Consider the following 12,245-nt stretch of genomic DNA (forward strand, 5'->3'; position numbering starts at 1 on the left):
TAAGAGAATTCATTCTCTTATCACCTTCTTTTTTTGTGTTTTAAGGGAATATTTTTTTAAAAAAAAGTATTGCATTTCTTACAATTTGTTGTATACTAGTTAATTGACACGGTATGTGTTAAATAAATTTGTTACTATGCGTGGAAGGTTTTACAACCGCTTGACCACAGCACGGACAAAAATTTTATAAGGAGGAATGTCACGTGAGTAAAAAAGTTGCAAGAATTATGAAAATTCAATTCCCAGCTGGAGGAGCTAAACCAGGTCCTGCATTAGCTGGAGCAGGGATTCAAATGCCTAAATTCTGTACTGCTTTCAATGATCAAACAAGAGATCGTATGGGTGAAACTGTACCTGTAGTGTTAACAGTATATGAAGATAAGAACTTTGAATTTGTATTAAAAACTGCGCCTTGTGCGGAAGTTATTAAAAAAGCTTGTGGAATTAAAAAAGGAGCAAGCAATAGTGGAGCAGCAACAGTTGCTACATTATCAGCGGCTAAGTTAAAAGAAATCGCTGAATACAAAATGCCTGATTTAAATGCAAATGATATCGATGCTGCAATGAAAATTGTTGCTGGTACAGCTCGTAATATGGGTGTTAGTGTAGAAGGTTTCGACGCTTAATTTTAAAAAAAATAGAGAATCGTCATTTGTGGAAGGATTATTCCGCTTGACCACTAAGGAGGAAAAATAAAATGGCTAAAAAAAGTAAAAGATATTTAGCAGCTGCCGAGTTAATTGATGCTACTAATGCATATTCAATTGAAGAAGCTGTTGCTTTAGTTAAGAAAACAAGTACTACTAAATTTGATGCTAGTGTTGATGTTGCTTTCCGTTTAGGATTAAATACAAAACATGCTGATCAACAATTAAGAGGTGCTTTAGTATTACCACATGGTACAGGTAAATCTAAAAAGGTTTTAGTTGTAACAGAAGGTGCAAAAGCTGCTGAAGCTACTGCTGCTGGTGCAGATGTAGTTGGTGGTAAAGAAATTTTAGAAGACATCAAAAAAGGATGGTTAGATTTTGAAGTAATGATCGCTACTCCAGATATGATGGCTGAATTAGGGAAATTAGGACGTATTCTTGGACCTAAAGGTTTAATGCCAAACCCTAAAACTGGAACTGTAACTATGGATGTTGCTAAAGCTGTTGCTGAAACAAAAGCTGGTAAAGTAACTTATAGAACAGATAAAGAAGGAAATATTCATTTAACTATTGGACGTGCTTCATTTGAAGATGCCAAATTAGTAGAAAACTTCCAAACTGTATATGATTTATTAGTAAAAATCAAACCATCTACAGCAAAAGGTGTTTATATGAAAAACGTTGTGATCACATCTTCAATGGGACCAAGCGTAAAAGTAGCTGCTTAATTAGTAGCAATATTATTGGAGCAATCAATATACCCTAGACAGTAACTGGGAAACCTTAATTTGTTACCGAGGTGTTAAATCGTATAGAAATATATTATCTTGAACTATTTAATAGTTTTATAGCGAGTATATTGTTGCATATATAAAAATAAAATAGGAGGTGTAACAATGTCAGTAGAAGCAATTAGTTTAAAAGCGGAAGTCGTTACTGAAATTGCTGAAAAATTTAACAATTCTCATTCTGCAGTAGTAGTTGAGTATCGTGGATTATCAGTAGCTGATGTAACAGTATTACGTAGAGAATTACGTGCTGAAGGCGTTGAATTTAAAGTTTACAAAAACAAACTTATGCAAAGAGCTGCAGAACAAGTTGGTTATGAAGCTTTAAACGATCAATTAGTTGGTCCTAACGCAATCGCATTCGGAAACGATGATGCTGTAGCTCCTGCCAGAATCTTAGCGAATTTCGCAAAAGATCACGAAGCTTTAATTATTAAAGCTGGTGTTATGGAAGGAAAAGTATTATCAAGCGATGAAGTAAAAGAAATTTCTAGCTTACCAGGTAGAGATGGAATGTACTCTATGTTACTTGCAATGATGAAAGAACCAGTTGCAAAAGTTGCTAGAGTTATTAATGCTGTTGCAGAAAACAAACCTGCAGACGGTACAGTTGTAGAAACAACAGAAGAAGCTGCTTAAAAGCAAGCAAAAAAGAAAATTAATGGAGGAAAAACAAAATGGCAAAATTAACACATGAAGATATTTTAGCATATTTAGAAGAATCAACAATCTTAGAATTAAATGAATTAGTGAAAGCAATCGAAGAAAAATTCGATGTAACTGCTGCTGCACCAGTTGCTGTAGCTGCTGCTGATACAGGAGCTGCTGCTGGACCTACTGAAGTAACTGTTACTTTAACAGAAGCTGGAGCAACTAAAGTTGCTGTAATCAAAGCAGTTAGAGAAATCACTGGTTTAGGTTTAGTAGATGCAAAAGGTATCGTTGATAAAGCACCAAGTGCAATCAAAGAAAACATTTCACCAGAATTAGCTGCTGAAATCAAAGAAAAATTAGAAGCTGCTGGAGCTTCAGTAGAAGTTAAATAATTTTAACTCTTAAAAGAGGTCTTAGACCTCTTTTTTTTCTAACTTGAAAAAGGTATAATATCTTTGTAAAAAGGAGGTAAACAATGAAACATTACTATACAGATAATACAGACCTAGAAAGTAAACCTACAAGTTTTACTTTCCAATATAAGGATAAAGAAATAAAATTTACTAGTGATATTGGTGTTTTTTCTAAAACAATGATTGATTATGGTTCAAGAGTCTTATTAGATGCTTTTGAATTAAAAAATGAGAATGCTAGTATATTAGATGTTGGTTGTGGCTATGGAACATTTGGTATTAGTTTAAAAGTATTATATCCACAACTAACTGTTACGATGGTGGATGTTAATGATCGGGCTTTATCTTTATGCCAAAACAATGCAATTGATAATGATGTTCAAGCAACCATTTTTAAAAGTTTTATTTATCAAGAAGTAACGAATAGTTATGACTATATTTTAACCAATCCACCAATTCGTGCTGGTAAAGAAGTAGTTCATGAGATATTAGAAAAATCAATAAACCATTTAAATGAGGATGGAGAACTTTGGGTAGTTATTCAAAAGAAACAAGGAGCACCATCAGCTATGAAGAAAATGGAAGAAGTATTTGGTAATTGTAAAATAATTAAAAAAGATAAAGGATATAACATACTATGTTCTAAAAAAAGCAGTAATATGTAATAAAATGGTTATCTTTTGATACAAAAAGATAACTTATTAAATAAACATATAATTATAACAAAAAATGATTGACTATCCGCCTTGGATATGCTAGCATAATAAAATGCCTATCCATGTTTAAAAGCGGATTGTTTTTTGCGCCTAAAAACAAGGTTATAGAGATTAACGAAGGGGTGAATTGTTAGTGGAAAACAAAATAACAGCAGCAAAAAGTAAGATTACTCGTCGTAACTATTCAAGAATTAGTGGTTCATTAGAATTACCTAATTTAGTAGAAATTCAAACCAACTCATATAAATGGTTTAAAGAAGAAGGAATCAAGGAAGTATTTCAGGATGTCTATCCGATTACAAACTTTAATGAGACTTTATCTTTAGAGTTTGTGGATTGTAGCTTTGATAAACCTAAGTATTCTGTAGATGAAAGTAAGGATCGAGATGCAAATTATGCAGCTCCAATTCGTGCTACTTTACGTTTAGTAAATAGTGCTACAGGAGAAATTAAAGAACAAGAAGTATTTATGGGGGATTTCCCTTTAATGACAGAATCTGGAACATTTATTATTAATGGAGCAGAACGTGTTATCGTATCACAATTAGTTCGTTCACCAGGAGCATATTTTGCAGATGGTGTAGATAAAAGTGGGAAAACTATCTTTACTGGATCAGTGATTCCTTCAAGAGGAACATGGTTAGAATTTGAAAATGATTCTAGAGATGTTTTAAATGTACGTATTGATCGTACTAGAAAAATACCAGCTACGGTATTATTAAGAGCGTTAGGTTTATCAAGTAATGAAGATATCATTGCTGTTTTTGGTGACCATGAATTCATTCGTAATACAATTGAAAAAGATAGTACTACAAATACAGAAGAAGCATTAATTGAAATCTATAACAAATTAAGACCAGGGGAACCAGCTACTTTAGAAGGAGCAAATAACCTTTTATATTCTAAATTTTTTGATGCAAAACGTTATGATTTAGCAAGAGCAGGACGTTTTAAATTCGATAAAAAATTAAGTTTATATGATCGTATCAAAGGACATATCTTAGCGCAAGATATCAAAGATATGGAAGGGAATGTTGTTTGTACAAATGGAACACTTTTAACAAAAGAAGTGTTAGAAGACTTAAAACCAGTTTTAGCTTCTCCAGTACATATGCAAAACGTTAGTACAAACCCTCGTTTAGAATCAACAGGAAATATTCAAGTAATTGAAGTTTATGTTGATGAAGCAATGACTAAAAAGATGAAAGTAATTGGTACAGATTTATCTTTAGATTGTAAATTTGTAACTATTTCTGATATGTTAGCAGCATATTCATATATGTTAAATCTTGTTGATATTTTCAATTCATTTGATTTAGCAGCAGATGACCGTGTTAGTTTAATGTCACGTATTGGTTTATTAGATGATATTGATCATTTAGGAAATCGTCGTGTTCGTTCTGTTGGTGAGTTAATTCAAAACCAATTCCGTATTGGTTTATCAAGAATGGAACGTGTTGTAAAAGAAAGAATGTCTTTAACAGAAGTAGATTCTATTACACCACAATCATTAACAAATATTCGTCCTTTAACTGCAGCAATTAAAGAGTTCTTCTCTTCTTCTCAGTTATCTCAATTCATGGATCAAATTAATCCCCTTGCCGAACTTACAAATAAACGTCGTTTATCTGCATTAGGGCCAGGTGGTTTAAGTAGAGATCGTGCTGGATATGAAGTACGTGACGTGCATGCGTCTCACTACGGTCGTATCTGTCCTATTGAAACTCCAGAAGGACCAAATATCGGGTTAATTTCCACATTAGCATCTTATGCAAAAATAAATAAATATGGTTTTATTGAAACACCATATCGTAAAGTAAATAGTAGTTTAATTGATGAATCAGATATTCGTTACTTAACTGCAGATGAAGAAAAAAATTATATTATTGCCCAAGCAAATGTACGTACTAGTGAAGCTGGAGAAATCTTAGATGAACAAGTAATTGCACGTCACTTAGGTGAAAATATTATGGCAAAAAGAGAAGAATTGGATTTCATCGATATCTCACCAAAACAAATCGTTTCGGTTGCGACATCTTGTATCCCATTCCTTGAAAATGACGATGCTACTCGTGCCCTAATGGGTGCCAACATGCAACGTCAGGCTGTCCCATTATTAAAACCACATACTCCTTTTGTAGGAACTGGAATGGAGCATCAAGCTGCTCGTGATTCAGGTGCTGCAGTAGTAAGTAGAGCGGATGGGGTTATATCTTATGTAGATGCTAGAAAAATCTCAATTCGTAATGAAGATGGTGAACATAGTTATCGTTTAGCGAAATTTATGATTTCAAATGCCGGTACATGTATTAACCAAACTCCAATTGTAAAAGTAGGAGAAAAAGTATTAAAAGGTCAAGTGCTAGCAGATGGTCCAGCAATGGAACAAGGTGAATTAGCGTTAGGACAAAACGTATTAGTAGGATTCATGACATGGAATGGTTATAACTATGAAGATGCCATTATTATGTCTGAAAGATTAGTAAAAGATGATGTTTATACATCTATTCATATTGACGAATATTCTATTGAATGTCGTGAAACAAAATTAGGACCTGAAGAGATTACTCGTGACATCCCTAACGTAGGTGATGAAGCTCGTAGAAACTTAAATCGTGAAGGTATCATTATGATTGGTGCTGAAGTGAAAGAAGGAGATATCTTAGTAGGGAAAGTTACACCAAAAGGACAAGCGGAATTATCAGCAGAAGAAAGATTATTATTAGCTATCTTTGGTGAGAAATCTCGTGAAGTAAAAGATAATTCATTACGTGTACCACATGGTGGGGCCGGTATTATCCATGATATTAAAGTTTTCTCTAGAAAAAATGGAGATGAATTACAACCAGGTGTTAACAAAGTAGTAAAAGTATATATCGTTCAAAAACGTAAAATCTCTGAAGGAGATAAAATGGCAGGACGTCATGGTAATAAAGGGGTAATCTCTAAAATCTTACCAATTGAAGATATGCCTCATTTAGAAGATGGAACTCCTTTAGATATCATGCTTAACCCATTAGGGGTACCTTCTCGTATGAATATCGGACAGGTATTAGAATTACATTTAGGTTATGCTGCAAAAGAATTAGGTTTATATATTGCAACTCCTGCATTTGATGGGTTATATAGAAGTGACTTAGAAGCAATCATGGTAGAAGCTGGAATGACAAAAGACGGAAAACAAACAGTAGTTGATGGACGTACTGGAGAATTATTTGATTCTAAGATTTCTGTTGGTATCATGTATATGATTAAGTTAGCCCACATGGTTGATGATAAATTACATGCTCGTTCAGTAGGACCTTACTCTTTAGTAACGCAACAACCATTAGGTGGTAAAGCGCAAAATGGTGGACAAAGATTTGGGGAAATGGAAGTTTGGGCATTAGAAGCATATGGTGCTGCTTATACATTACGTGAAATCTTAACAGTAAAATCAGATGACGTTGTAGGACGTGTCAAAACATATGAAGCTATTGTAAAAGGACAACCTTTACCAGAACCAGGATTACCGGAATCATTTAGAGTATTGAAAAAAGAATTACAAGCATTAGCGTTAGATATTCGTTTATTAGATGAATTTGATAATGAAATTGATATGCGTAATATAGAAGAAGAAGAAAGACGCTTCCCTATCTCCATTGAAAAAGAGGAAGTAGTACAACCTGTAGTAGAAGAAACTTTCGAAGAAGACCTTGATTTAGAAGATGAAGGGGAAGAAGATTTTGATGATACAGGATTTGAGTTACTTGATGAAATGATTGATAGTGAAGACTAGGAGGAAAGAATATGGCAAACACAAATAATTTTTCTGCAATACAAATTGGTTTAGCTTCTTCTGAAAAAATTCGTCAGTGGTCTTTTGGTGAAGTAAAAAAACCAGAAACAATTAACTATCGTTCTCAAAAACCAGAAAGGGACGGATTATTCTGTGAAAAGATTTTCGGTCCTTCAAAGGATTGGGAATGTAGCTGTGGTAAATACAAAAAAGTGAGATATAAAGGTGTTGTATGTGATCGTTGTGGTGTAGAAGTAACAAAATCTGCCGTAAGACGTGAACGTATGGGACATATTGAATTGGCTACGCCAATTGCTCATATTTGGTATTTAAAAGGGATTCCTTCAAGAATGGGTCTTATCTTAGATATGTCACCGAAACAATTAGAAGCAATTATTTATTTTGTTTCTTATGTTGTTATTGATAAAGGAACTACACCATTAGAGTATAAACAAGTTTTATCAGATAGAGATTATCGTAAATGTTATGAACAATTTGGAAACTCTTTTAAAGCCCAAATTGGTGCGGAAGCAATTCAAACATTATTACAACAAGTAGATTTAGATGCTGAATTTGAATCAGTAACAAAAGATTTAAAAGAAGCACAAGGACAAAAAAGAACAAAACTTATTAAACGATTAGAAGCTATTGAAGCATTCCGTAGTTCAGATAATCATCCTGATTGGATGATTATGGAAGCTTTACCCGTTATTCCACCTGATTTAAGACCAATGTTACAATTAGATGGAGGACGTTTTGCTACTAGTGATTTAAATGACTTATATCGTCGTGTTATTACACGTAATAATCGTTTAAAGAAATTATTAGAATTAGGAACACCTTCTATTATCGTACAAAATGAAAAACGTATGTTACAAGAAGCTGTTGATGCCTTAATTGATAATGGTCGTCGTTCAAAACCAATTACTGGTGCTGGCGGACGTGCTTTAAAATCATTAAGTCATACTTTAAAAGGGAAACAAGGTCGTTTCCGTCAAAACTTACTTGGTAAACGTGTTGACTATTCAGGACGTTCAGTTATCGCTGTTGGACCAGATTTAAAAATGTTCCAATGTGGTATCCCTCGTGAAATGGCATTAAACTTATTTAAACCATTCGTAATCGAAGGAATTACTCGTCAAGAGTTAGCTACAAACATTAAATCTGCAGAACGTTTAATTGATAAAATGGATGACCGTATTTGGCCAATCGTTGAAGAAGTAATCAAAGAACACCCAGTATTATTAAACCGTGCACCAACATTACACCGTTTAGGGATTCAAGCATTTGAACCTAAATTAGTAGAAGGTCGTGCAATTCGTTTACATCCATTAGTAACACCTGCATTTAATGCCGACTTTGATGGAGACCAAATGGCTGTCCATGTTCCTTTAGGAAAAGAAGCAATTCAAGAAGCTCGTCAATTAATGTTAGGTTCTAACAATATCTTAGGTCCAAAAGATGGAAAACCTATCGTTACTCCATCTCAGGATATGGTACTTGGGAACTACTATTTAACTTTAGAAGATCCTCAAGCTCCTGGTGAAGGTTCTATCTTTGCAGATAGAAGTGAAGTAATGCATGCATATAATGCAAAAGCTGTTCATTTACATTCACGTATTGCTATTCGTGCGAGTGCTTTAGAAAACCGTACGTTTACAGAAGCTCAAAATAGTAATTTTTTAATTACTACTGTTGGGAAAGTATTCTTTAATGAAATTTTTGATGGGGCATTCCCATTCATTAATGAACCAGGAATGGATAACTTAGTTGCTACTCCTGATAAATATTTTGTTCCTACAGGAACAAATATTAAAGAACATATTGCTAGTCAAAAAATTGTGAAACCTTTAAATAAAAAAGCATTAGAAAGAATCATCAATGAAGTGTTCAAAAACTCAGAGATGTCAAATACAAGTATTATGCTTGATAAACTAAAAGATCAAGGTTTCTACTATTCTACGATTGCTGGTATTACTGTATCGGTATACGATATCCAAGTACCGGAAGCAAAATATGCTTTATTTGATAAAGCAGATGCTAAATTAGAAGAAATCAAAGGATATTATCGTAAAGGTAAAATCACGGAAGAAGAAAGAAAACAAATTGTTATCCGTTTATGGAATAACGTAAAAGACCAAGTACAGGACGTAGTTAAAGAAGAGTTCGAAGCTGATACTAAGAATCCAATCTTCATCATGTCTGACTCTGGTGCCCGTGGGAATATCTCAAACTTTACGCAGCTAGTAGGTATGCGTGGTCTGATGTCCAATCCAAAAGGGGAAACAATTGAGTTACCTATCAAATCTTCCTTCAGAGAAGGTTTAACTGCATCGGAATTCTTTATCTCGACACATGGTGCCAGAAAAGGATCTACCGATACTGCCTTAAAGACAGCCGATTCAGGTTACTTAACAAGACGTTTAGTAGACGTTTCTCAAGAAGTAATTGTTTCAGAAGAAGATTGTCATACTGACCGTGGATTCATGGTTGCAGCATTAACAAATACAAGTGATGGTTCAATAATCGTGCCTTTAAAAGACCGTTTAATTGGACGTTATTCACAAAAAGATATCGTCCATCCAGAAACAGGTGCATTAATTGTTGGGGCTAGTGAAATAATTACAGAAATAATTGCAGATGAAATTGATCTTGCAGGTATTCAAGAAGTTGAAATCCGTTCTGTATTAGGATGTAGTTCAAAACGTGGTGTATGTCAAAAATGTTATGGTCGTAACTTAGCAACTGGTGAAGTTGTAGAAGTTGGTGAAACAGTTGGTATTATGGCTGCACAATCAATCGGAGAACCTGGTACACAGTTAACAATGCGTACTTTCCACATGGGTGGGGTTGCCGGTGGTGCCGATATCACACAAGGGTTACCTCGTATCCAAGAGTTATTTGAAGCAAGAAACCCAAAAGCAAAATCAATCATTAGTGAAATCGATGGAACAGTAACTGCTATTGTTGACAATGGTGGTCGTAGTGAAGTTGTTGTTACTAACGATTTAGAAACAAAAACATACTTAGCTCCTTATGGTGCTAAACTTCGTGTAAGTGTAGATGATACAATCAAAGTCGGTGCAAAAGTAACAGAAGGTTCTATTGATCCTAAAGAGTTATTAGCTGTAGCAGACTTAGAAACAGTAGAAAACTATATCTTAAAAGAAGTACAAAAAGTATATCGTATTCAAGGGATTGAAATTTCTGATAAACATATCGAAGTTATTGTAAAACAAATGTTACGTAAAATGCGTATTGTAGAAGGTGGGGACACTGGATCATTACCAGGAACACACATTAATGTTACTGACTTTACTGAATTAAATAGAGAATCTTTAATTAATGGAGGACGTCCTGCAGTAGCTAGACCAATCTTATTAGGGATTACAAAAGCTTCTTTAGAAACAGAATCATTCTTATCTGCTGCTTCTTTCCAAGAAACAACAAAAATCTTAACAGATGCATCAATTAAAGGTAAAAAAGATTACTTAACAGGATTAAAAGAAAATGTATTAATTGGTAAATTATTACCAGCTGGTACAGGTTTACGTGGTCCTTTACAAGCAAAAGAAGAAATAGAAGAAAAAGAAGTTTATGATGATGACGAAGAAGCAGATCAATACTTCAATGATTATGATGAGTACTTAAAAGAAGAACAAGTGGGTTAACTCCTACTTGTTTTTTTTGGCGCTTTAAAATCTAGCGGGGTTTAGCATAAAAAAGCTTTAAAATAGAGCGGGGATAATCTTCCCCGCTCTATTTTTAAAGCCAATGCGAACATAAATTACAGTTTTTTTATTTTTTCGATTTTTTGTAGGGTCCCCTTGGTGATCCTACTCTTTTTATTCTGGTAGAATGTTCACTTATAGTATATGTTTCGTATAAGTTTTGAGAGTAGATGAACTTATTTCGGGCTCTTTGGAAATTACTTAGCCCATTCCCGTTGCTTATGATCTTTTTGATATAGTTGTTTTTCCCTTCTATAGGTCCATTGGATAATCTTCGATTATCTATCCAGTGAAAAGAATTTAATATCTCTACTTTCCAATTTTTTAAAGTGCTTGCACAGTCTATCATTTCTTGGATGTTGGATAGAAGCATCTTCTTGATTAAAGAATCTAATTCTTGTTCTTTCTTTTCTCTGGAAACAAATGTAGTTGAGTCATCATCTTGAAAAGCAATAAACTCTTCTTTTATCTTATATGCGTTATGTAAAACATCGCTAATATTTAATAGCTCTCTTAGTAGTGCTGTTTTTGTGGTTGTATACTTTAGTAAGTAATCATAGTATAAATTCTCAAAGTCTAGAGTGTCCTTATTTTTTAATAGTATGTAATATCTACTTTTGAGCAGTTTATATTCTAATTTGTCTTTATCTTCACTAAAGGAACGCATAATACGTTTTCTCACACTGTTCAAAGAATCAGTTACTTTTTTTGTTGCATGGAATGGATCAATAGAAATAACTGCATCGGGAAAGAAAATATGTGCTATATCAGCATAATTTTGATACATATCAATGATAATATATTTTACTTTCTCTCTTTCTTTTAAAGGAATACTAAAAAAATAGTTGGTTAAGTCTTCGTTCCATCTAGATTCTACTATATCAATAATATACTTTTTACGAAAATCCATGATCATAAAAGCGTATTTTTTTTCAGCGTGTCGGTTGAAATAAAATTCATCCCAACAGAGTATATCGGTTAATTGTTTTCTAGGTATTTGAACATGTTTGTCAAAAATATCAACAACTGTACCAACAGAAACATGATACTTAGAAGCAATACTAGAATAGGTAGCTGTATAAGGCTTCAAGTCATTTAATATATTAATGATAGTAGTAGGAGTTAGTGTTTTTCTACTGTTTCCAAAAGGATTAGGTTCAATAAAAGTTTTCTTACAGTGATTGCATTTATAACGACGCTGACGATAGAATATAGTAGTATCACAATGAATAATAACTTTATGTTTTAATTCTCTAGTTTTATAATCTTTTACAGTGCTTGTAATGGAACCACAGTGAGGACAGACTTGTTTTCTTTGTTTGAAAGTTACTAGGAAATCAGAATGATTTGATTGAACAACAGAATCAATGAATTGTATATCTTGTGCTTTTAAATCTAAAAGATTAATGATAAAATCGTACATAGAATCTCCTTTCTTTTAATTTTGTTCGCAAACTAATTATAACAGGAGATTCTTTTTTTGCATAAAATCACCCCACACTAGATTTAAAGCGC

Annotated in this window: 8 protein-coding genes and 1 other annotated feature; of the genes, 7 read left to right on the forward strand and 1 reads right to left on the reverse strand. The window is 33.5% G+C overall.

Annotated features, from left to right (window positions below):
- Window positions 1-203 precede the first annotated feature (203 nt).
- The 7 genes from rplK to rpoC all read left to right on the forward strand — a co-directional run bounded on the left by rplK (window position 204) and on the right by rpoC (window position 10,670).
- A complete protein-coding gene (rplK, locus tag LRR82_RS10795) occupies window positions 204-626 on the forward strand; it encodes a 50S ribosomal protein L11 (RefSeq protein ID WP_249029457.1) in 423 nt (140 codons plus the stop codon).
- A gap of 71 nt (window positions 627-697) precedes the next feature.
- A complete protein-coding gene (gene rplA, locus LRR82_RS10800; protein WP_249029458.1) occupies window positions 698-1,378 on the forward strand; it encodes a 50S ribosomal protein L1 in 681 nt (226 codons plus the stop codon).
- A 14-nt stretch (window positions 1,379-1,392) separates the two neighbouring features.
- Window positions 1,393-1,508: a sequence feature (ribosomal protein L10 leader region), on the forward strand.
- A 38-nt stretch (window positions 1,509-1,546) separates the two neighbouring features.
- Window positions 1,547-2,077 carry a 50S ribosomal protein L10 gene (gene rplJ / locus LRR82_RS10805; RefSeq protein ID WP_249029459.1) on the forward strand — a complete coding sequence of 177 codons (531 nt, stop codon included), beginning with the start codon at window positions 1,547-1,549 and terminating at the stop codon, window positions 2,075-2,077.
- A 38-nt stretch (window positions 2,078-2,115) separates the two neighbouring features.
- On the forward strand, window positions 2,116-2,484 hold the full coding sequence (gene rplL / locus LRR82_RS10810) for a 50S ribosomal protein L7/L12 (RefSeq protein WP_249029460.1): 369 nt from the start codon (window positions 2,116-2,118) through the stop codon (window positions 2,482-2,484).
- 83 nt (window positions 2,485-2,567) lie between these two features.
- Window positions 2,568-3,170, forward strand: coding sequence for a class I SAM-dependent methyltransferase (locus LRR82_RS10815; protein WP_249029461.1), 603 nt, complete (start codon window positions 2,568-2,570; stop codon window positions 3,168-3,170).
- Window positions 3,171-3,354: 184 nt separating this feature from the next.
- A complete protein-coding gene (gene rpoB, locus LRR82_RS10820; protein ID WP_249029462.1) occupies window positions 3,355-6,999 on the forward strand; it encodes a DNA-directed RNA polymerase subunit beta in 3,645 nt (1,214 codons plus the stop codon).
- A gap of 11 nt (window positions 7,000-7,010) precedes the next feature.
- The gene (gene rpoC, locus LRR82_RS10825; RefSeq protein ID WP_249029463.1) at window positions 7,011-10,670 is read left to right on the forward strand and encodes a DNA-directed RNA polymerase subunit beta'; all 3,660 of its coding nucleotides are present in this window, start codon (window positions 7,011-7,013) and stop codon (window positions 10,668-10,670) included.
- 127 nt (window positions 10,671-10,797) lie between these two features.
- Here rpoC and LRR82_RS10830 read toward each other — a convergent pair whose 3' ends face one another.
- On the reverse strand, window positions 10,798-12,153 hold the full coding sequence (locus LRR82_RS10830) for an ISL3 family transposase (RefSeq protein WP_249029464.1): 1,356 nt from the start codon (window positions 12,151-12,153) through the stop codon (window positions 10,798-10,800).
- Between the last annotated feature and the right edge of the window lie 92 nt (window positions 12,154-12,245).

The organism is Tannockella kyphosi (assembly GCF_021054785.1).
Taxonomy (GTDB): domain Bacteria; phylum Bacillota_I; class Bacilli_A; order Erysipelotrichales; family Coprobacillaceae; genus Tannockella; species Tannockella kyphosi.